The organism is Harryflintia acetispora, from assembly GCA_004340125.1.
Classification (GTDB): Bacteria; Bacillota; Clostridia; order Oscillospirales; family Ruminococcaceae; genus Harryflintia; species Harryflintia acetispora.
In genome coordinates, this window is the sequence record SLUK01000011.1 from 79,320 (window position 1) to 100,076 (window position 20,757).

Consider the following 20,757-nt stretch of genomic DNA (forward strand, 5'->3'; position numbering starts at 1 on the left):
CATATCTATATTGGTTCAGACTAATGACAGCTCCTTGCGCAGCTTACCGGAACATCTTTGGCAGACCGGTTTCCCGCCCACTATTTGCAGCTCCTTTGAGCTATGACAAAACACACAGGTCGGGGCGCATTTCTTCAAAATTAAAATCTCGTCCCCGTTATCATCGATTTTTGCTTGAATGTCCAGTTCATCTTTTTCGCAGATATTATATTTCTCCCGAATATCTTTCGGCAGACACACACGGCCGAGCTTATCGACCGGGCGAGAATTTCCTTGTGTTTTCATAGGATGGTCCTCCTTTGGTATGGTGAAAGAGACAGGGGCAAAATGTGTCCCACTATGGGACACATTTTGCCCCGTTAGCATAAAAGGGAACTTCGTTCCGTCTAGTGCAGTTCATTTTGAATATCATTAAAAAGATGTTTGAAATATGGAATTGGTTCTTCAAGTAAGATGTATTTTATCCTTTGTAAGCGGTCATTGTCGGCTAGGTTAGAATCCACTACAGAGATCAGAGCATTACAATCCTTATAGCCGCAATAAAGCGCCCAGCGAAAATAAACTAACGAATAAGCCAAACTCGCCCGATAATAGGCTCTTAAGACCGCCCGCGAAGGTTGATCCAACTGTGATAACATCGAATGATAAAGGCTGTCCGCTTCGCTTTTTTGCATCGTCACCGAATACTGCCTTTTGAACAGCTGATAAAAGCAAAATTGCTCTTTCACACTAAGGAAAAGGGCCATGTGCAAAGTCATACTCTACACATGGCCCTTTCCTATCCATTTCTCAGTTTCTCAATCAGGGTTGCATACCCCTCCTGCTTTCCAAAAAGTGCCGAAGTGCCCAATACAAAGCCATCTACTCCCATTCCGGAAAGCCGCTGGACGGTCTCTGGAGAGATCGCCCCATCCACCATCAGACGAAAGGGGTAACGAGACTTATATCTCGCCGCCTCAAGGAGCTTCTCATCGACAAACGGCAGGTACTTCTGCCCGGAAAATCCGGGCATCACCGTCATTATCATTAGATAATCCACAAGACTCAAGAGCTCCTTTACCGTATCCAGCGAAGTGCCGGGGTTCAGCGCGATCCCCGCCCTACTCCCCGATAATCGGATTTTCATCAGGGTGCGTACCACCTCCCGGTCCGCCTCGGGATGGACATACAGAATATCTACGCCTAGTTCTGAGAAAAGCCCGACATATCTTCCCGGGTCTTCCACCATCAGATGGACATCCACCAGCTTTTGAGTGTTTTCTCTAATACAGCGGATATCTCCCATCCCCAGCGCAAAATTTGGAACGAACCGCCCGTCCATGACATCACAGTGAAAGACATCTGCTCCCGCCTCATCAAGGGCGCGTACCTCCCGAGCCAAGGAGTCGCAGGGCGCGCACATCATTGATGGACAGAGTAGATTTCCTCTCTCCTTCTCTAACATAAGGAAAGAAGCCTTTCACATATAAAATCTGCCGCTCGCCGGCCGTCTACCTCCACACAGACCTCCATCTGCTTCTCCTCGTCTGCGGCAAAGAGTTCCAGGGTCTGCCCAGCGGTGTAGACACCGTTATGTTCCACCGCTATCCTCATGCGCTCGGTGGTGACCAGCGAGCGGTCGATGTAGGCGGCAACCGCCATCGGATCATAGAGGATGCACCCTTTCCGGCGGCCGGTACCGTGGAACATCGGTGCCTCAAGATAGACGCTGCAGACTTCGTATAGAAACTTTCCGGTCCTGGTGGAGCTGCGTTTCATCCGCTCGATGACGTCCTCATACATCACCGTTCCCTTGTTCGGATTGGTGATATCCAGTCCCACCATGGTAATGGGAATTCCGCTCTCGAAAACGATCTGTGCAGCGAGCGGATCATGCCAGATATTGAGTTCGGCCACCGACGTCACATTTCCCCTCCCATAAATCGGTTCTCGGCCCATTGCACCGCCCATGAAGACGATCTCCCCAATCTCTTCCGCAATGGTGGGGTCCTTGAGCAAAGCCAGCGCCAGGTTGGTCTGTGGCCCGATGAGGAGAATATCCACTTCCTTCGGATATCGATGCACCTGTTCGATGATAAAATCAGCGGCATGCAACGGCGAAATTTTTCCTTCCACTCCGGGGAGTTCGATCTTTCCCGGCCGGCCCCGCCCATTTTGATAGGCTCTCGCCACTTCGGGCACATGTTTTCCACCGAGGGGAAGCTCCATTCCCATCGCGACCGGAATATCAGTACGCGAGGCCTCCATCAGAACCTTAAGCGCCCCTTGTGTCGCGATCTTTGCCGAGACATTTCCAAAAACAGTGGTGACTCCAATAAGATCCACCTCCTCGCTCGCAATTGCCAGACAGAGCGCCAACGGATCGTCCGCATCCACCCCCGCAATTCCAATTCCAGGATCACAGTCGATTATAATTTTTCTTGGTTTCATAGTCTTTTCCTCTCTTTCCTTCATCGCTCAGGAAATTCCCAGGAACGCCTTATAAGAAGCCATCATGTTGTCCCTTCCATACTCATCCACAACACTTTGGATATCCTGCGCCGCAAGATCAAGCGCCTGCTGAACTGTGGACTGTCCGGACAGGGCCTCGGATGCCCGCAGATCCACGATCTCCTGGATCCGCTCTACTCCCGGAAGGCTGAGTTCTGGCACAGCATTCGGATGGTTCTGTGCCTGAATATTCACGTCTACCCGACGCTGGGCGTCGTCCGGGTTCCAGCCGAACTCGGAACAGCGTGAAATATCCTCTGCGTGTGAGTTGCGCCAAGGGGTGAAGTAGCTCAATGGATTGTAGATGTCCAGGCTGCTCTCCTTTTTTCCTGCAATCAGCTTGATGAATCCCCAGGCCTCGTCTTTGTGCTCGGAGGTGGTGGTGATGTAGAGCGCCCAGCCTCCATAGGCCTGATAGGGGGTGAATTTGATCTCGTCGCTCTTTTTCCACTCCCCGCTCTTCCAGTCGTACCATTCCTGTACGCCCGGAACCAGCGCATAGCCGAGCTTGCCCTCGACCACCGATCCCTCCTCATAAGCGGAGGTCGCGGTGTCATCCCAGTCGAAAGAAATCAGCGAGGTGCCGTTGACGATCTGGCTGATAACGTCCCCGCGTGCGGTATCCAGTCCCGGCTTCATAAAATTGTCGACCATGTACTTCATCGTCTCCAGCCCTTTGACATAGCCGGGATTGTTAATGATGACATTCATATCAGTGTCAAAATACATCGCGCCCTGAGGGTGGTCTGCATCGGTTGGACAGACCGCATAGTCTGCGAAGAAGGCATTGGCGTAGTAGTTGCTGTGCCCCCCCTTGGTCACCGCCGTCAGAAACGGGAAGTGCTCCTCGGGCTTGCCGTCCCCGGCCCAGTCCTTGCCCTTAAAAAATTGACAGACCTCGATAAGCTCGTCCATCGTCTGTGGAACGCGCAGCTCCTTATCTGTCTCCTGCCGGAAAGCCTGTTTCCACTGCTCGTCCTCAAACACGTCCCGGCGGTAGATCATGATCAGCACGTCGCCGTCCACTGTAATACAGTAATTTTCTCCGTTCCACATGTTGCGGATCTTCATACCGTGCGGAACATCGTTCCAGTCAAAGTCCGGATCGTCCTTGTCTCGCTCGATATAGTCGTCAAGTACCTGCACATAGCCCAGTTCGCTCAAACTCGCCTTCCAGGAACTCGGCGCCAAGAACATGTCAAAATCGGTGCTTTTGGTCGCAGCCGCCTGTGCGAGTTTGGAAAACATGTCCTCCTGTGGAATCTCCGAAATGGTTACCCGATTTCCCGTCTGTTCCTCGTAAAGCTGGGCGTTCTTGGCGATGGCCGCCACCACCGAGGGACCAACGGTAGTCATGATGTTGAGTTCGACCCCGCCCTTTTCTTCCTGTGTACTCTGAACGCCAGAGGTGGGAATCTCCTGAGATTGGGAGCCTTCCGTCTGCGATTTCGACGAAGAGCCCGCGCACCCTGCGAGCAGGGAGAGGGAAAGCAGCAGCGCTGGTAAGCGTGTTTTGATTGTCTTCATAAAAATCCTCCTCTTTTAGTTTGACGGCCTCTCAGCTTTTAAGCGCCCCTGCAGAGAGCCCGCGTACGATGTATTTGTTGGCTGCAATTTCAATGACCAGCATGGGAATCATCACATAAGTCGCCTGCGCCGCAATTTCTGCATACCGTGGCCCCGAGTGGGATACCATCCCCGCAATCTGAAACGGAAGAGTCTTGGCCTTATTGAAGGTGAGCGTCAGGGCGTAGAGAAACTCGTTCCAAGAAAAGGCAAAGCTGAAAAGAAACGCCACAAAGATTCCCGGCACCACCATCGGCACCACGATTTGAAAGAAAATCCCGATTCGGGACATCCCATCCACCATGGCCGCCTCTTCAATCTCCACCGGAACATCCTTAAAGAAGTCGCTCAGCATCCAGGTGACCAACGGGATGTTCATAGCGGCGTACACCAGGACCATCGTCAAGTTCTTATCCGTCATCCCGGCCCGCAAAAAGAGAACATAATAGGGCATGGCCAGGGCCACCGGCGGGAACATCCGCTGGGCCAGGATAAAAAAGCTGATGTTCTCGTTTTTGATCCGTCCATAGGAAAAGCGGGTGAGCCCATAGGCCACGGCGCTCCCCATCAGTACCGAGAGCAGAGCACCAAACAAGGCATCGGTCAGGCTGTTCCTGGTCGCGGAAAAAATCTGGCCGGAGACGCCCGATGCCTGTTTGTTAAACCCGAAGGCCATTCGCCAGGCCTCCAGCGTCGGCTGATAATCGACAAACGGAATCAGACTTGGCCGGATGGAATAGACCTCGGACTGGGTCTTGAAGGAGGTCACGATCATGTAGTACACTGGAAAGATGGCGACCACCACGAAGATAAGGATCAGTCCCATCAGCAGAAGATTTTTCAGCCGTCTTTTCATACCGCTCACTCCCCCTTTCCCGACTGCCCCTTGCGGCGCATGAGCCTCATCACGAGCATAAAAACCATGTTGGTCAGCAACACGAGCACCCAGCCCATCGCTGTCATATAGCCGATGTTGAAGGTCCTGAAATGGGCGTTATAGGCGTAAATTGTGATGTTTTCCGTTGCACTGCCGGGCCCGCCACTGGTGAGGATGTAGATGGTGTCAAAGATTTTGATCGCATCGATCAGCCGCAGCAGGAGGATGGAGGACAGATAAGGGCTCAATAACGGCAGAACGATGTAATGCAGCATTTGCCATCCGCCTGCACCGTCTACACGCGCCGCCTCTCGGACGCTCATTTCCTGCGACTCCAGGGCAGTGTAAAGATAAAGCGCCACAAAGGGCATCCACTGCCAGACATCCACCATGACGATGGAGAAGACCGCCGTCAGGGGACTGCCCAGCCACATTACCCTGGGCAGACCGAGCGCCTCGAGAAAATAATTGACTGGACCGCTGTTGAAATCGAGCATAATACGCCAGATGTGGGCCATCCCAATTGGGGTGAGCAAGATGGGAATGCTCACCAACACCCGACTGACCATCGAGAACCGCCCCCGCAAACCGTGCAGCAGTAGCGCGAGTATGGTGCCCAAAACCATCTGAAAAAAGACCGAGAGCAGAATGTAGCACAGGGTCATGAGCAGTGCGTGGTGGAACCGCTCGTCTTTGACGAGCTGGATCAGGTTTTGCAGCCCGACCCACTGGATTCCTCCCGAGCCCGCCTGCCAGCGGCAAAACACCAAGTAGAGGGAAAAGAAGAGCGGAAAGATGCTCAGTAACACCAAATATCCAAGCCCCGGCAACAAAAACAGGAGCTTGCTTTTCCTATCTTTGGTTCGGCTCATCACGCTTCCCCCTTTCCAAGAGATCCATCATCTCAAGTCTTGCCGCATGCCGCCCTCCCTCGAAGGGAGTACTCAGCCAAACATCTGCGATCATAAACGCCAACTCGCTCCCCACCACCCGTGCGCCCAATGCCAGAATGTTACTGTCGTTGTGGCAGCGGGAAAGCTTGGCCGAATAAGGCTCCGAACAGACCACGCAGCGTATGCCCTGAAAGCGGTTCGCACAGATCGAAACCCCGATCCCGGTTCCGCAAAAAAGCATACCTCGCGCATATTCTCCCTGGCTGACCGCACGGGCCACCCGGGCCGCGTAAACGGGATAATCCACTCGGTCGGTCGTATCGCAGCCAAGGTCCACATAGGGTATTCCCTTATCCTGAAGATGCTGCTTCATCTGCTCTTTGAGTGGATAACCGACGTGGTCGCTTCCCAGTACAATCATATGCTCATCCTCCTTTCCTCCTTAATGCATACACCGGTTTTGAGCCCTTCGAGCGCTGAATAGGCGGCCCCCAAAATCCCGTTCCGTGGGTCGGCGTCCGAAAGCAGAATTTCCACGTCCTCCCCGGGATAGGGCTTACGGGTATGGGACCGGATATCCTCAAGAAATTGCTCCAGAGGAAATCCCTTCATGCTCAGCACTCCCCCGCCCAAAATCACATAATCGGGGTCGAAAATGTTGATCTCCGCTACCACCGGGATAGACAGGTCCCGTACGAATTCTTCCAGTATCGGCTGTTCACCGTAACGAAGGAACAGCTCGTCGATCTCGGTTTGAGGAAAGTTTACCCTTGCGATCTCCTCCAGCCTGCGCCCCGCCGCATACCGCTCCACACATCCGACATTTCCACAGTTGCACAGCGCCTTCCTTCCGGGAAGCTGAAAGTGTCCAAGCTCTCCGGCCGCCCCGTGCTTCCCTCTCCAAAACGAGCCCCCCAAGCGAATAGAATTCCCTATCCCGCTGCCGACAAAAATTCCGACCACGGACTTTTCTCTCCCGATCCCCCGCGCTACAATTTCGTAAAGCAGCAGGTGATTGACATCCTTATCAATGAACACCGGGACTCCCAGCCTTTTCCGTAGGATAGAGACGATCGGTAGCCCATCGAAGCCTTCCAGATTCGGCGTCGAATAAAGGGTCTGCCTGTCCCGGCTGATCGCGGAAGGAAACCCGATCGAAACCGCGCGCGGAAACTGGAAATGCTCCTGTATCAGGTAGTCCGAGATGTATTGCACGAGCAAATCAACCGAATTTTCCCGATGGGAAATTTTAAAGCTCCGGTCGGTATGGTGATGTAGGAGCTTACCTCCGTCATCTACAGCGCCGATCCGAAAATTGGTGCCGCCGATGTCGATCCCGATCACGTAGCTCTCCCTCATGTCAAAGCCGCTCTCTTGTGTGCGCACAGCGCCACCTCCCGAAAATTATCATTAGGAGAATCGTTTCACCAAATAGATTAAAAAAGAACCGCAGTGGCGGTGAATCGTTTTTCTACATACAGAATACTTCTTCTTTACCAGAAAGTCAATAGAATATTTAAAAAATTTGTCGATTATTTTGTTTTCATCTTTCTCAAGGAAAAACAAGTTGCTTCTCTCAGAAGAACCGTTTATACTAATATCAACATCTCCCCGGCCATTCGAGGGCCGTGCTGTGACAGAAAGGTGGACTGTGAATGGCCACAATCAAGGACATTGCGCAATATGCCAATGTCGCGCCCAGCACCGTTTCCTATGTGCTGAACAATACCAAGAATGTTACCCCCGAGACTCGAGAGAGGGTTCTTAGAGCTGCCAGGCATTTTGACTATCATCCCAATCAGCTGGCCCGCAGCCTTAAAACGAGGCGTTCCCACACCATCGGGATTATCGTGCCGGACATTGCCAACGCCTTTTTTACCGAAATCGTACAAGGAATCGAGGAGACCGCGAGCCGGGAAGAATACAGCCTCATCCTCTGCTCTTCCAGCGAAAGCCAGGAAAAAGAGGAGCGCTGCCTGCAAACTCTGCTTAGCCGCGAGGTGGACGGATTGATCATCCTAGGAACTGGAAAGAAACTTACCTACCAGTCTATCGCCGTACCCACCATCACGGTAGACCGCAACCTCGACACCCAATATGGTTCGGTGACGGTGGATAATGTCAAGGGTGGCTTTATAGCCACGGATTATCTTTTGCAGAAATATTCGGGCGAGGTGTTGATGCTCACTTCCGATCTACTGACCAATACCTATCAGGAACGCTTTGAGGGCTACCGTCAAGCCCTCCAGAAACGGAGCCTGCCATTTCGGGAGAAGCTCATCCTGCACTGCCCCGTTAGTTATGCGGGCGGCATGGACGCTGTGGGAGCCGCGCTGGGGAAGGGTCTTTCTTTCGGTAGTGTATTCGCCGCCAACGACCTGATTGCGCTTGGTGCGATCAAAGCCCTCCTGCTTAAGGGACTACGCGTCCCCACCGACATTGCGGTTGTAGGGTACGACGACATTCCCGCAGCGGAATTTACCTCCCCCTCCCTTACCACCATCCGGCAGCCACAAAAAGAAATGGGGCACTTAGCGGCAAAAATTCTGATCGAAAAAATCACAGAAAAGTCGAACCAACCCCGACACATTGTTTTGGATCCTGCCCTTGTTGTCCGGGAGTCGGCATAAATTATACTTTCTTTTTAGAGAGATGCATTATCTTCGGCAGAAATTTTCATCTCATGAGTGATTTAGTGTCATGAAAAGTTGTAAATAAAAATTTTTAAATTTAAGCTCATTTTAATAGTCTATTATGTAAAAAAGAACTTTTGGTCGCACCCCTCACGGGGTGCGACTGTTTTTCAACGGTATTTTTCCCCTTTAGTCGTCGAAAAGGGACTTTGGGCAAAAGGGCAGTTTGATTTTTCTCTCGATGAGATAAACAAAACTGGTATGCAGCCTCCCATATCATCCAGTTAACGCAGGTGAGCGCATTCAAGAAAAACGTCAAAAAGCAGAGGGTAGCCGCCTATTGTCGGGTTTCTACCGACCGGGACGATCAGGCAAATTCTCTGGAAAGTCAAAAACGTTATTTTACTCAGTATATTGAAAGCAACCTTTTGTGGGAACTCAGCGAAATCTATGTCGATGAGGGCATCACCGGTACCTCCACCAAGAAACGCGCCGCTTTCAACTGTATGATTGCGGATGCCCAAAATCACTGCTTTGAGCTGATCGTCACCAAGGAGATCAGCCGTTTTGCCTGCAACACGCTGGACAGCATTTTCTACACCCGGAAGCTCAAGGAGTTGGGAATCGGCGTGATCTTTCTCAACGACGGCGTTAACACCCTTGTCCCGGACGCAGAGCTTCGATTGACCATTCTCTTCTCCATTGCGCAGGAGGAGAGCCGCAAGACCTCCGAACGAGTAAAATGGGGGCAAAAACGCAGGATGGAACAGGGCGTAGTTTTCGGGCGGGACCTTCTGGGCTACGATGTGCAAGGTGGGAAACTCCTGATCAACGAATCCGCCGCCGAAATTGTCCGGTCTGCGCTGCAGCTAGACGAAAAGAATCATGCCGCCAAAAAAATGAGGAGGGGCTGCTGCGCCTGGAGAAAAAGCGGCAGGAATTATTGGAGCTTTACCTAGAGCACAGCATCACCAAGGCCGAATTCCAACACACAGCCGCCAAATGCGACGGCGAGATGGCCCGGATACAGGAAGCGCAAAGGGATCAAACCGCACAATCTGATTAACCAGAAGTGCGGCTTAGGCAGGTGGAAGCGCTCATCGATGGGACCGAGTGGGACGACACCTTTTACCGGCATATCCTTGAGCGAATCACCATACACCCTGACAACACCCTCGAAATTTCCCTTATGCAGCTGTCCCAGAGCCTGTGCTACTCCTTCGGCCAATCGGATTGATTTGCGGCAATTTTGCCTCCACGAAAGGTACCGAGGCTGTAAAGTTGCATCTTGCTTGCCTCCCGCAGCCAAGCGGCCAAGCTGTTGACTTTTAATGAAAATTGTAATATCATTAAGGTAATAACTATGCAAAATTAACCAAAACAAGAAAACCATGGCGGAAATTGTCGAAAAAAGCACAGAAGATCGGGAGGTGATTATAACGGAAGTATTTCCCGCTCATATTCTGATTGATGAAAGGAAAAGCGAACATATCCAGACCGTGGGCGAGCATTGCCGCAACGTCGCCCGGTACACGCGTGAAACCCTCATGCCGCTGGGTCTTCCCTCTACTGGCGAACTCGCCGGCCTCATCCACGATGCCGGTAAATTCTGCCGGGCATTTTCCGAATACATTTATCATGCCGTCCGGGGTGAACCGGTGCGCCGGGGAAGCGTCAACCACACGTTTGCCGGGGTGCGCCTGCTTCTTGAAAGGTACTTTGATCCGGCCGGCGATCCCTATCACAATATGACCTGTGAAATTCTCGCCTTTGCCGTGGGCTCCCACCACGGGCAGTTCGACTGCATCGATCCGGATGGAAAAGACGGATTCCTACATAGGCTAGAAAAGGAAGGGATTTCTTACCCGGAGTCAAAGGAAAACTTTCTTTTCCTATGCGCCGATACGCAGAAATTGGACAAGCTCTTCGAGCAGTCCGTGAAAGAAATTAAGCAGGCGGTCGCGGCCTGCAAGACCGCCGCAAAATCCACGGAGGAGCTGCTATTCGTCCTTTCCCTGCTCAGCCGCTCAGTTCTTTCGGCCCTCATCGACGCCGACCGGCAGGACACGGCAGAGTTCATGCATGCAATGGATTTTCCTCAGCCCCCGCGCGATATGCGCCCGATTTGGCAGAAAAGTCTTATGCGAGTGGAGAAAAAGCTGCTGGAGTTTGGCAACGAAAAGCCGATCGATCAGGCACGCCGCGTTATCTCGGATCAGTGCCGCGCCTTCGCAAAGCGGGAGGGCGGCGTTTACCGCCTCTGGGTCCCCACCGGCAGCGGAAAGACGCTTGCCGGCCTGCGCGCCGCGCTTGCTTTTGCCGCCGGGCACGACAGCGTCCGCCTTTTCTTCGTCATTCCCCTTCTGAGTGTGTTGGAACAAAACGCCAAGGTCATCCGGGAGTATCTGCAGGACGACAGCCTGATTTTGGAGCACCACTCCAATGTATTGCGCATCAAAAATGATAGAGACGAGCTGGACGAAAATGAGCTGCTGTGTGAAAACTGGCGCTCGCCGGTGGTCATCACCACCCTGGTGCAGTTCCTGAACACCCTGTTTGACGGCGGCACCTCCAGTATCCGCCGCATGAACGCGCTGGCCGGCAGCGTAATGATTCTGGACGAGGTCCAGTCCGTCCCGCGGCGCATGCTCTCCCTGTTTAACCTCGCACTCAATTTTCTCTCCAAGGTTTGCGGTGCCACGGTGATCCTCTGCTCGGCCACCCAGCCCTGCCTGGAAGAGGTTCGCCATCCGGTTTCCCTGGCCGCCAACCCCGACCTGGTTCCCTATGATCCGGCGCTTTGGCAGCCCTTTTTGCGCACCGAGATCATCGACCGGTGCAAACCGGACGGGTATACGGTGGGGGAGCTGGCCGATTTCGCACTCGAAGAACTCGACCGCTTTGGAAGCGTTTTGATCATCTGCAACAAGAAGGAGCAGGCCCGGGCTCTCTATCAGGAACTACACACCGCTGACGCAAAGGTTTTCCATCTGTCCACCGCCATGTGCATGGCACACCGGATCGACACCATGAAACAGATAAATGCTCTCCTTTCGGACAAGGCCAGGGTGATCTGCGTCGCGACCCAGCTGGTGGAGGCGGGGGTGGACTTCTCATTCGGCTGTGTCATGAGGGCCTGTGCCGGGATGGACAACATCATCCAGGCCGCCGGACGCTGCAACCGCCATGGGGAGGTTGGATGTATCTGTCCCGTTTATATCATCAACTTCCAGGGCGAAAAGCTGGGCTTTCTGCGGGAAATTGGGGAGTCCCAAACCGCTACCGCCGAACTGCTTTCCAGCTTTGCGAAAGACTGGGAAGCCTTTGACGGCAGCCTGCAGTCCGAACGCTCGATCCGGTATTACTACCGCCGCCTGTTCGACGCCATGCCCCGCCAGGCCCAGGACTACTCTGTTTCTGAATTGGGGAGCTCTCTTTATGAGATGCTCTCACACAACAGCGTCTTTCGGGCCAAAGGGCAGAATGCGGTTTTCCACACCATCTGTCAGGCCTTTCGCAGCGCGGGCGATTCTTTCCAGGTCTTCGATCAGGAGAATACCGACGTCCTCGTGCCCTACGGTGAGGGAAAAACGCTGATCGAGGAGCTCGGCTCCGAGCGGGCCCGGTATGATCTTTATTACCGCAAAGAGTTGCTGGAGCAGTCGAAGCCCTACTGTGCCGCACTCTTTCAGTATCAGCTCCGACAGCTCGAGGAGGGGCACGGCCTGGAACCGCTCTGCGGGGATGCGATCCTGTCGGTCCTGCCCGAATTTTACAACACGCACACGGGAATCGACTTTAGTGGCGGTAATCAATCTTTTTGGGAGGCGTGAGATGGAACACAAAAATATCGTGGAATTTGAAGTTTGGGGCGATTATGCCCTCTTTTCCGACCCGGTCATGCGCATCGGCGGAGAAAAATGTTCCCTGCAAATCCCCACCTATGAGGCGCTCAAGGGGATTGTTTCCTCGATCTATTGGAAGCCGACCTTCATTTGGGTGATCGATGCGGTGCGGGTGATGAATCCCATCCAAACCGAGGTCAAGGGGATCCGCCCCATCAAGTACGGTGGCGGAAACGATCTGTCCTATTATACCTATCTCAAGGACTGCCGCTACCGGGTGCGCGCGCACTTCGTCTGGAACGAAAACCGGCCCGAGCTGGAGGGGGACCGCAACGAAAATAAGCATCACAACATCGCCAAGCGCATGATTGAGCGGGGCGGCCGGCGGGATATTTTCCTGGGTGCCCGGGAATGTCAGGGCTATGTGGAGCCCTGCGTATTCGAGGAGGGGACAAGCTGCTACCAGGACATTCCCGAGTTGGCCTTCGGCCTCATGCCGCACGGCATCACCTATGCGGATGAGGCCTATTCCCCCGAGACGCAGGGAAATATGACGCTGCGCTACTGGTACCCGGTGATGCGCCAGGGACAAATCGATTTCATCCTCCCGCAGGACTGCCCCATCACCCGCGTGTCGCGACCGATGTCCATCAAGCCCTTCGGCCAAGAACAGCAGAACTTCACCGGACACTCGGAATTCATAGAGGAGGTGTTGTAAATGGGCCTGCTCCAGGCTGCCTTGCGCACCTACGAAAGCCAGGCGCACCTGGCCGGGGTCCCGGTGGAGGGCAAAGAGACCCTCACCCCGATCTCTCATACCATCCAAAAAGCACAAATTGAAATCATCATTGACGAGGACGGCAGCTTTCGGGAAGCAAAACCGGTTCCCAAAGCCCAGTCCCGCACCATCATCCCCGTGACCGAGGAATCCGCCGGACGCACCAGTGGAAAAGGACGCTCCCATCCCCTGTCCGATCAGCTGCAATATCTCTCGCCCATCGGCGGGGATAAGCACAAGGCGTATTTGGAGCTGCTGGGGCGCTGGGCCCAGTCTGAATATTCCCATCCCAAGGTGCGCGCGGTCCTGCGCTACATTCAGGGCGGCACCATCCTAAAGGATCTTTGCGCCGCGGGCGTCATTTCGCTCGAAGAAGACGGGACGCTCGCGGGCGGCAAGATCGAGGGAAGCGAGTACGAAAAGTGCTTGGTGCGCTGGCGGGTCATGCCGCCGCCCGAGCGGGGCTCCTCCGCCTGCTGGGAGGACCAGTCCCTCTTTGAAGCCTATATCTCTTTTTATCACAGCCTGCAAAGCGGGGAGGAACTGGAATACTGCGTGCTCTGCGGGGAGCGGGACATCCCCGCGCAGAGTCATCCCAAAGGGGTTGTCTCCGCAAATTTTGGGGCCAAGCTCATCTCCGCCAACGATGGCAGCGGCTTCACCTACCGCGGGCGCTTCGCCGATACCAGCCAGACCGGCTCGGTCGGCTATACCGCCTCGCAGAAGGCGCACAGCGCCCTGCGCTGGGTCGCGGCCAACCACGGGGTCGTGATGGGGGGCCGAACGTTTTTATGGTGGAACCCGGGCGGAAATCCCCTCCCCTCCCCGGATTTTCTAGACATGGAATCCGAGTTGGAGCAGCAGACCACCTTCGTTGGGTATAAGCAACAGCTTCTTGATACCTTGAGCGGTTATCAGCTAAATCTAAAGGATCAGGACGACGTGATCGTTGCCGCCCTGGACGCGGCCACCACCGGGCGGCTCTCGGTGACCTATTACAACGAACTTCGGGCAAATGATTTTTTCCTGCGGCTGCAGCGATGGTATCTCAGCTGCTGCTGGGATACCCGGTACAAGGGGCTGTGGTCTCCGCCTCTCAAGCAGATTGTGCGCTGTGCCTATGGCACCCAGCGGGAAAATTTCATTGAGGTGGACGACCGGATACTGCGCGAGCACATCCAACGGCTGCTGCACTGCATTCTGGACTGTCAAAAAATTCCCCATGACATGGTGCAGGCGCTGGTGAGCAAAGCGAGTTGCCCACTCGCCTATAAGCCCGGCAACCGGGAGCTGCTGCTTACGACTGCCTGCGCCATTGTAAGAAAATATGAAAATGAATTTGGTGAGGTTGAAAAGGAGGTATGGACCTTGAATTTAGACGAAAACAATCATGACCGCAGCTATCTGTTTGGCCGGCTGTTGGCGGTGGCTGAGCAGGTCGAGCGCAGCACCTATTCTCTGGATGAGAAGCGCGAACCCAATGCCATTCGGATGCAATCGGTCTTTTCGCAGCGGCCCCTGTACGCCTGGCGCATCCTAGAAGAGGCTCTGAATCCCTATTATCAGCGTCTTGCCCCCGGGCTACGCTATTATTACAGAAATATCACCCAGGAAATCACAGAGAATCTGCTTGCCGGCGATTCCGATTTGGACAAAAAGTTGGACGATGTGTATCTGCTGGGATACTATCATCAACGCTCTGCCATGACGAAGAAGAAAGACAAAAACGTAACGGAGGATGAAAGCAATGAGTCTGCTAAGTAAAAAGATCGATTTTGTAGCCTTGGTAAGCGTCGATCGGGCCAATTCCAACGGAGATCCGCTCAATGGAAACCGTCCCCGTACCGATTACAACGGCTACGGCGAAATTTCCGACGTCTGTATCAAACGCAAAATCCGCAACCGGATGCAGGATCTGGGCGCCGACATCTTTGTACAGTCCGACGACCGGCGCAGTGATGAGTTCGGCAGCCTCAGTGAACGGGCCTCCGCTGCGCTTGGTAAAATCAAGGACCGAGAGGAGTACGCCCGGCTGGCCTGCGAAAAATGGCTGGACGTACGCAGCTTCGGCCAGGTGTTCGCCTTCAAGTCCACCGATAAAAATGGGGTCTCTGTCGGGGTGCGCGGCCCGGTGTCCGTCCATCAGGCGGTCAGCGTCTCGCCGGTGGAGATCGATTCCCTCCAGATCACCAAGAGTGTCAACGGCGAGCCCTCCGAGAAGCGCTCGTCCGACACGATGGGCATGAAGCATATGGTCCGCTTCGGACTCTATAAAATTAAGGGCGCCATCAATGTGCAGCTGGCGCAGAAGACCGGCTTTACCGAAGACGACGCCCTCCTCATCAAGGAGTGCCTGCGCACCCTGTTTGAAAACGACGCCTCCTCCGCGCGGCCCGAGGGCTCGATGGAGGTCTATAAGCTCTATTGGTGGGAGCATGACTGCTCCAGCGGGCAATACTCCTCCTCCAAGGTGCATAACCTGGTCAAGGTGAATCTAAAGGAAGGAATCAAGAGTCCTTCCAGTGTGGAGGATTATGAGATCACGCTGAAGGAGCTGCCCGGACTTCATTGTGAGGTCATCGATGGAATATGAGGAAGAGCAGTTCCTGCAGCTCTCCGGGCTTCAGCACTTTTACTTTTGCCGCAGACAATGGGCACTGATCCACATCGAGCACCAGTGGGCTGAAAACTTTCGCACGGTGGACGGCGCACTCATGCACGAGCGCGCCCATGACAAGGAACTCACCGAGAGCCGGGGCGATCGAATCGTCACGCGCGGGATGAACGTCTTTTCCCGCACGCTGGGGGTTTCGGGCGAATGCGACGTGCTGGAGTTCCATCGCGCCCCGTGTGGCATCCCGCTGCCGGGACGACAGGGACTCTGGCAGCCCTTCCCTGTCGAATACAAGCGCGGCAAACCGAACCCGCAAGCCGGCGACACGCTCCAGCTCTGCGCACAGGCGCTCTGCCTGGAGGAAATGCTCTGCTGTGAGATTGCACAGGGAGCTCTCTATTATGGGGAGCTCCGTCACCGACAGCCGGTTGATTTCACGCAGGAGCTGCGTCAAAGCGTGCGGGACTGCTTGCGGGAGATGCACGAGCTCTACCGCAGAGGGCACACGCCCAAGGTAAAGCCCACCAAGTCCTGCAACGCCTGCTCGCTCAAGGAATTGTGCTTGCCGCAGCTGCTGCGCAGCCGTCCGGTCAGTGCCTACCTGCACGAGCATTTGGAGGAAGAACCATGAGGCATCTGCTCAACACCCTATTCGTGACGACGGATAACGCCTATCTGTCGCTGGACGGAGAAAACGTCGTAGTCAACTGTGATAAACAGATTATCGGCCGTTTTCCGCTCCACACGCTGAGCGGGATCATTTCATTTTCCTATGCAGGCGCTTCTCCCGCGCTGATGGGGGCCTGCGCCGAACGGGAGGTGTCACTCGCTTTCTGCACCCCGCGCGGCAAATTTTTGGCACGCGCATGCGGCGAGAGCAATGGGAACATCCTGTTGCGGCGCACACAATATCGCGTCGCGGATGATCCCACACAGAGCTGCCGTGCCGCACGTGGGAGCATTTTCGGAAAGCTCTACAATGCGCGCTGGAGTATCGAACGCACCCGGCGGGATCACAAACTGCGCGTAGATGATGAAAAGCTCCAAGCGGCTTCTGAAAGGCTCAAAGGTCTTCTGCCAGCAGTCTCTGCCGAAACCTCGATGGAGTCCTTGCGGGGGTTGGAAGGTACTGGAGCAACCGTTTATTTCAGTGTATTGGATGATATGATCCTGAGCCGGAAGGAAGATTTTTATTTCCACGGCCGCAGCCGCCGTCCTCCACTCGACCGGATGAACGCCCTGCTCTCGTTTACTTATACTTTGCTGGCGCACGATTGTGCCAGCGCATTGGAGGCGGTGGGACTGGATTCCTATGCTGGCTTTCTCCATCGGGACCGGCCAGGGCGCGCCTCGTTGGCATTGGATCTGATGGAGGAGCTTCGTCCCTGTATGGCAGACCGTTTTGTGTTGACGCTGATTAACAACCGGATGATTTCCGGGAATGACTTCGAAATGCGGGAGAGCGGTTGTGTGCTGATGAGCGATGAAGCCCGACGCACATTGCTTAAAAACTGGCAACAGAAAAAGCAGGAAACAATTAAACATCCCTTTCTCGGAGAAAAAATCCCCTGGGGATTGGTGCCATATATTCAGGCTTTGCTGCTGTCTCGGTATTTGCGCGGCGATTTGGACGAGTATCCGCCATTTTTATGGAAATAAAGGGGTTTAACGATGTTGGTTCTCATCACCTATGATGTCAGCACCGAGGACGCAGCAGGCCGTAAACGCCTGCGTCAGATTGCCAAACAATGTGTCAATTATGGCCAACGTGTTCAGAATTCGGTATTCGAATGTCTATTGGATGCTGCGCAATGCCGCTTGCTCCAATCCAAACTTTGTTCTATTATAGATACAGAACGAGACAGTTTAAGGTTTTACTATCTCGGAAATAAGTATGATACTAAAATTGAGCATTTTGGCGCCGGCAAAAGCTATCAGCCCGAGGGCCCGCTGATCATCTGAGCTGTGCGAAGCATAAGCAAACACCTTTTCACTGATGTTTCGCACTTATCTTTTTTATTAAAAAGCTATATTTTAAAAAATTTTATCTGTTTTAATCGTTTAGATGGGCTATTTTATTTGATATTCCCATTGATATTTGACAAAAGTGGCAAAAGATTAAAGCTATATCTGTCATTTTTGCTGTCGCACCCCTCACGGGGTGCGTGGATAGAAATACACACACACACACACACACACACACACACACGTCGCACCCCTCACGGGGTGCGTGGATAGAAATTTCATCTAAGGCATTATCGTACCCACCCATGTCAGGTCGCACCCCTCACGGGGTGCGTGGATAGAAATTCTGGAAATACCAATAAAGCCTTATTGTCTGGGAAGTCGCACCCCTCACGGGGTGCGTGGATAGAAATCTTCACCAGTACAGATACCCTTTTCAATCAAGATGTCGCACCCCTCACGGGGTGCGTGGATAGAAATATCTATACAATAAATAAAACGCACCGTTGATTATGTCGCACCCCTCACGGGGTGCGTGGATAGAAATCCAAATGAAGAGTACGTGGTAGACTTGAAGTCAGGTCGCACCCCTCACGGGGTGCGTGGATAGAAATCGAAACGTCCATCTGTAAAAGTTAATCCTGCGGGTCGCACCCCTCACGGGGTGCGTGGATAGAAATTTTGAAGTGAAAATGATAAATATACCCAAGGAGTGTCGCACCCCTCACGGGGTGCGTGGATAGAAATTTATCAAGGTAAAACATAGCATTGAAGATTTTCGTCGCACCCCTCACGGGGTGCGTGGATAGAAATAGCCATACTCAATCACTGAGCCTGGACTTCAGGAGTCGCACCCCTCACGGGGTGCGTGGATAGAAATCGGTTGGGTGGAAAAGGAAGATGGTCAATCAGGTCGCACCCCTCACGGGGTGCGTGGATAGAAATATGCTGAACAAAATGCATTGATTGCTACAAGTCGGTCGCACCCCTCACGGGGTGCGTGGATAGAAATATGAAAAAGCTATGGTGCATTTCTTTACAGCACGTCGCACCCCTCACGGGGTGCGTGGATAGAAATATAATTGGGTGAATTTATGCGCGCTGCAATCTACGCGTCGCACCCCTCACGGGGTGCGTGGATAGAAATCGATTGGCTCCCCAGCCCCGGACAGTGTAGTAAAGTCGCACCCCTCACGGGGTGCGTGGATAGAAATCAGGGTGATCTGGTTGGAGTTTAGCGCATACTCGTGTCGCACCCCTCACGGGGTGCGTGGATAGAAATATCCTCGAGAATCCACTTGTTGAATCCCTGCGTTGTCGCACCCCTCACGGGGTGCGTGGATAGAAATTTCCAAAGATGGTTGATCTCCGGCGTAGGTCAGGGTGTCGCACCCCTCACGGGGTGCGTGGATAGAAATTAACACCCGAAGAGATGGAGCAGCTCCGAGACGCGTCGCACCCCTCACGGGGTGCGTGGATAGAAATATCCACGTAATGTTTTATACCAAGTGACCGTAAGTCGCACCCCTCACGGGGTGCGTGGATAGAAATAATAATGGTGAAGCCAAGACCATTGACTTCAAGGTCGCACCCCTCACGGGGTGCGTGGATAGAAATATATCGCGGGTCTCCGAAGAGGCCAAAAGGCATGGTCGCACCCCTCACGGGGTGCGTGGATAGAAATCGTGGCCGTGGTATGTGCCTTTTTAAGATTGGACGGGTCGCACCCCTCACGGGGTGCGTGGATAGAAATCCCGAAAAAACGGAATATCTGGATATAGAGGTTGAGTCGCACCCCTCACGGGGTGCGTGGATAGAAATTTGGCGCAGTCGGTTGCCACTTCTTGACCCAGCTCGTCGCACCCCTCACGGGGTGCGTGGATAGAAATGGTCATTACCTTATCTTTGGCACTGGCCGAATACGTCGCACCCCTCACGGGGTGCGTGGATAGAAATCGATAAGCTCCCGCCCCGTCTGCCTTGCCGCTACGTCGCACCCCTCACGGGGTGCGTGGATAGAAATTGCGTTAGCCATTTGGTGCAGTTTATATGGGTGTGTCGCACCCCTCACGGGGTGCGTGGATAGAAATCACCAAGTTTGGAGAGATTGCGCCGAAAATCCGGTCGCACCCCTCACGGGGTGCGTGGATAGAAATGTAGAGCGCGTCAGCGATGGCATACATGAACAGGCGTCGCACCCCTCACGGGGTGCGTGGATAGAAATAGCACGGGCAGCAGACACCTTTTCAGCGGCACTCGTCGCACCCCTCACGGGGTGCGTGGATAGAAATAGGCGCGTCGAGGTTAGGGACTACGTGGGCGATGTCGCACCCCTCACGGGGTGCGTGGATAGAAATCGCGGGTTCGGTTTGCCGCGCTTGTATTCGACAGGTCGCACCCCTCACGGGGTGCGTGGATAGAAATGCCTGTGTATTGTAATAAGGGATTTTGGTGCCCTGTCGCACCCCTCACGGGGTGCGTGGATAGAAATTCTATAAATTCGTTTCTGGCCGCTTCGGGCGTAGTCGCACCCCTCACGGGGTGCGTGGATAGAAATATATCGCCGTCGCCCTGCTGCAGTTCCCAGGTGGTCGCACCCCTCACGGGGTGCGTGGATAGAAATATCGGCGTTGAAGCTACACTGCAAAAGTTAAACGGTCGCACCCCTCACGGGGTGCGTGGATAGAAATTATCATTGCCGATGGTATAATGGCAGTACAAGCGTCGCACCCCTCACGGGGTGCGTGGATAGAAATATTTTCGGCGCGGCGGGATACCGGAGCATAACGTCGCACCCCTCACGGGGTGCGTGGATAGAAATAGTATTCGGACGATGTGCGTTTTGTTACCGTCACGGTCGCACCCCTCACGGGGTGCGTGGATAGAAATTCCATACATGTGACCTCCGGGCGTATACTGTATATTGTCGCACCCCTCACGGGGTGCGTGGATAGAAATCTGTCGCTAGCAGGGACGGGGCCATTATAATAAGGTCGCACCCCTCACGGGGTGCGTGGATAGAAATCTGTCGCTAGCAGGGACGGGGCCATTATAATAAGGTCGCACCCCTCACGGGGTGCGTGGATAGAAATCTGC

Annotated in this window: 18 protein-coding genes and 1 CRISPR repeat array (1 of these 19 cut by a window edge); of the genes, 10 read left to right on the plus strand and 8 right to left on the minus strand. The window is 53.9% G+C overall.

Annotation, left to right across the window (positions count from 1 at the left end; all coding sequences use genetic code 11):
* Window positions 1-15 precede the first annotated feature (15 nt).
* The 8 genes from EDD78_RS11705 to alsK all read right to left on the minus strand — a co-directional run bounded on the left by EDD78_RS11705 (window position 16) and on the right by alsK (window position 7,212).
* Window positions 16-285 carry an AbrB/MazE/SpoVT family DNA-binding domain-containing protein gene (locus EDD78_RS11705; protein ID WP_165873210.1) on the minus strand — a complete coding sequence of 90 codons (270 nt, stop codon included), beginning with the start codon at window positions 283-285 and terminating at the stop codon, window positions 16-18.
* A 493-nt stretch (window positions 286-778) separates the two neighbouring features.
* Window positions 779-1,444 (minus strand): ribulose-phosphate 3-epimerase, encoded by a 666-nt coding sequence (locus EDD78_RS11715; protein ID WP_079699070.1) that lies wholly within the window; start codon window positions 1,442-1,444, stop codon window positions 779-781.
* Window positions 1,438-2,454 carry a nucleoside hydrolase gene (locus tag EDD78_RS11720; protein WP_132085053.1) on the minus strand — a complete coding sequence of 339 codons (1,017 nt, stop codon included), beginning with the start codon at window positions 2,452-2,454 and terminating at the stop codon, window positions 1,438-1,440. Before EDD78_RS11720 ends, EDD78_RS11715 begins: the two co-directional genes overlap by 7 nt.
* 3 nt (window positions 2,455-2,457) lie before the next feature.
* Window positions 2,458-4,017: an ABC transporter substrate-binding protein gene (locus EDD78_RS11725; RefSeq protein ID WP_132085054.1), complete on the minus strand. Its 1,560-nt coding sequence runs from the start codon at window positions 4,015-4,017 to the stop codon at window positions 2,458-2,460.
* Window positions 4,018-4,048: 31 nt separating this feature from the next.
* Window positions 4,049-4,912 (minus strand): carbohydrate ABC transporter permease, encoded by an 864-nt coding sequence (locus EDD78_RS11730; RefSeq protein ID WP_132085055.1) that lies wholly within the window; start codon window positions 4,910-4,912, stop codon window positions 4,049-4,051.
* A 5-nt stretch (window positions 4,913-4,917) separates the two neighbouring features.
* Window positions 4,918-5,742 carry a carbohydrate ABC transporter permease gene (locus EDD78_RS11735; protein WP_286170875.1) on the minus strand — a complete coding sequence of 275 codons (825 nt, stop codon included), beginning with the start codon at window positions 5,740-5,742 and terminating at the stop codon, window positions 4,918-4,920.
* Window positions 5,743-5,785: 43 nt separating this feature from the next.
* Window positions 5,786-6,247 carry a ribose 5-phosphate isomerase B gene (rpiB, locus tag EDD78_RS11740; RefSeq protein WP_079699065.1) on the minus strand — a complete coding sequence of 154 codons (462 nt, stop codon included), beginning with the start codon at window positions 6,245-6,247 and terminating at the stop codon, window positions 5,786-5,788.
* Window positions 6,244-7,212 (minus strand): allose kinase, encoded by a 969-nt coding sequence (alsK, locus tag EDD78_RS11745; protein WP_079699064.1) that lies wholly within the window; start codon window positions 7,210-7,212, stop codon window positions 6,244-6,246. Before alsK ends, rpiB begins: the two co-directional genes overlap by 4 nt.
* 269 nt (window positions 7,213-7,481) lie before the next feature.
* Here alsK and EDD78_RS11750 point away from each other — a divergent pair, with 269 nt between their 5' ends.
* The 10 genes from EDD78_RS11750 to cas2 all read left to right on the plus strand — a co-directional run bounded on the left by EDD78_RS11750 (window position 7,482) and on the right by cas2 (window position 17,658).
* On the plus strand, window positions 7,482-8,456 hold the full coding sequence (locus tag EDD78_RS11750) for a LacI family DNA-binding transcriptional regulator (protein ID WP_132085057.1): 975 nt from the start codon (window positions 7,482-7,484) through the stop codon (window positions 8,454-8,456).
* Window positions 8,457-8,752: 296 nt separating this feature from the next.
* The gene (locus tag EDD78_RS11755; RefSeq protein ID WP_350308588.1) at window positions 8,753-9,418 is read left to right on the plus strand and encodes a recombinase family protein; all 666 of its coding nucleotides are present in this window, start codon (window positions 8,753-8,755) and stop codon (window positions 9,416-9,418) included.
* A 128-nt stretch (window positions 9,419-9,546) separates the two neighbouring features.
* Window positions 9,547-9,696, plus strand: coding sequence for a hypothetical protein (locus EDD78_RS14045; protein WP_165873212.1), 150 nt, complete (start codon window positions 9,547-9,549; stop codon window positions 9,694-9,696).
* A gap of 310 nt (window positions 9,697-10,006) precedes the next feature.
* Window positions 10,007-12,292 (plus strand): CRISPR-associated helicase Cas3', encoded by a 2,286-nt coding sequence (gene cas3 / locus EDD78_RS11760; RefSeq protein WP_286170876.1) that lies wholly within the window; start codon window positions 10,007-10,009, stop codon window positions 12,290-12,292.
* Between the two features lies 1 nt (window position 12,293).
* Complete coding sequence (cas5c, locus tag EDD78_RS11765) at window positions 12,294-13,022, plus strand: type I-C CRISPR-associated protein Cas5c (RefSeq protein ID WP_079699060.1); 729 nt, start codon at window positions 12,294-12,296, stop codon at window positions 13,020-13,022.
* Window positions 13,023-14,846 (plus strand): type I-C CRISPR-associated protein Cas8c/Csd1, encoded by a 1,824-nt coding sequence (gene cas8c / locus EDD78_RS11770; RefSeq protein WP_132085060.1) that lies wholly within the window; start codon window positions 13,023-13,025, stop codon window positions 14,844-14,846.
* On the plus strand, window positions 14,830-15,675 hold the full coding sequence (gene cas7c / locus EDD78_RS11775) for a type I-C CRISPR-associated protein Cas7/Csd2 (protein ID WP_079699058.1): 846 nt from the start codon (window positions 14,830-14,832) through the stop codon (window positions 15,673-15,675). The genes cas8c and cas7c overlap by 17 nt, the downstream gene beginning before the upstream one ends.
* On the plus strand, window positions 15,665-16,327 hold the full coding sequence (gene cas4, locus EDD78_RS11780; RefSeq protein WP_132085061.1) for a CRISPR-associated protein Cas4: 663 nt from the start codon (window positions 15,665-15,667) through the stop codon (window positions 16,325-16,327). The genes cas7c and cas4 overlap by 11 nt, the downstream gene beginning before the upstream one ends.
* The gene (gene cas1c / locus EDD78_RS11785; protein WP_079699056.1) at window positions 16,324-17,355 is read left to right on the plus strand and encodes a type I-C CRISPR-associated endonuclease Cas1c; all 1,032 of its coding nucleotides are present in this window, start codon (window positions 16,324-16,326) and stop codon (window positions 17,353-17,355) included. Before cas4 ends, cas1c begins: the two co-directional genes overlap by 4 nt.
* Before the next feature lie 12 nt (window positions 17,356-17,367).
* Window positions 17,368-17,658 carry a CRISPR-associated endonuclease Cas2 gene (gene cas2, locus EDD78_RS11790; RefSeq protein ID WP_079699055.1) on the plus strand — a complete coding sequence of 97 codons (291 nt, stop codon included), beginning with the start codon at window positions 17,368-17,370 and terminating at the stop codon, window positions 17,656-17,658.
* A gap of 182 nt (window positions 17,659-17,840) precedes the next feature.
* Window positions 17,841-20,757: a CRISPR direct-repeat array (repeat unit 33 nt; unit sequence GTCGCACCCCTCACGGGGTGCGTGGATAGAAAT) (it continues 1,117 nt past the right edge of the window).

Bases quoted from the DNA above. Each gene is read 5' to 3' on its own strand.
- EDD78_RS11730 (WP_132085055.1), bottom strand. From the start codon at position 4,912: ATGAAAAGACGGCTGAAAAATCTTCTGCTGATGGGACTGATCCTTATC.
- cas1c (WP_079699056.1), top strand. From the start codon at position 16,324: ATGAGGCATCTGCTCAACACCCTATTCGTGACGACGGATAACGCCTAT.
- EDD78_RS11750 (WP_132085057.1), top strand. From the start codon at position 7,482: ATGGCCACAATCAAGGACATTGCGCAATATGCCAATGTCGCGCCCAGC.
- cas4 (WP_132085061.1), top strand. From the start codon at position 15,665: ATGGAATATGAGGAAGAGCAGTTCCTGCAGCTCTCCGGGCTTCAGCAC.
- cas8c (WP_132085060.1), top strand. From the start codon at position 13,023: ATGGGCCTGCTCCAGGCTGCCTTGCGCACCTACGAAAGCCAGGCGCAC.
- EDD78_RS11705 (WP_165873210.1), bottom strand. From the start codon at position 285: ATGAAAACACAAGGAAATTCTCGCCCGGTCGATAAGCTCGGCCGTGTG.
- rpiB (WP_079699065.1), bottom strand. From the start codon at position 6,247: ATGATTGTACTGGGAAGCGACCACGTCGGTTATCCACTCAAAGAGCAG.
- cas3 (WP_286170876.1), top strand. From the start codon at position 10,007: ATGCCGCTGGGTCTTCCCTCTACTGGCGAACTCGCCGGCCTCATCCAC.
- cas7c (WP_079699058.1), top strand. From the start codon at position 14,830: ATGAGTCTGCTAAGTAAAAAGATCGATTTTGTAGCCTTGGTAAGCGTC.
- EDD78_RS11725 (WP_132085054.1), bottom strand. From the start codon at position 4,017: ATGAAGACAATCAAAACACGCTTACCAGCGCTGCTGCTTTCCCTCTCC.
- EDD78_RS11715 (WP_079699070.1), bottom strand. From the start codon at position 1,444: ATGTTAGAGAAGGAGAGAGGAAATCTACTCTGTCCATCAATGATGTGC.
- cas5c (WP_079699060.1), top strand. From the start codon at position 12,294: ATGGAACACAAAAATATCGTGGAATTTGAAGTTTGGGGCGATTATGCC.
- EDD78_RS11720 (WP_132085053.1), bottom strand. From the start codon at position 2,454: ATGAAGGAAAGAGAGGAAAAGACTATGAAACCAAGAAAAATTATAATC.
- cas2 (WP_079699055.1), top strand. From the start codon at position 17,368: ATGTTGGTTCTCATCACCTATGATGTCAGCACCGAGGACGCAGCAGGC.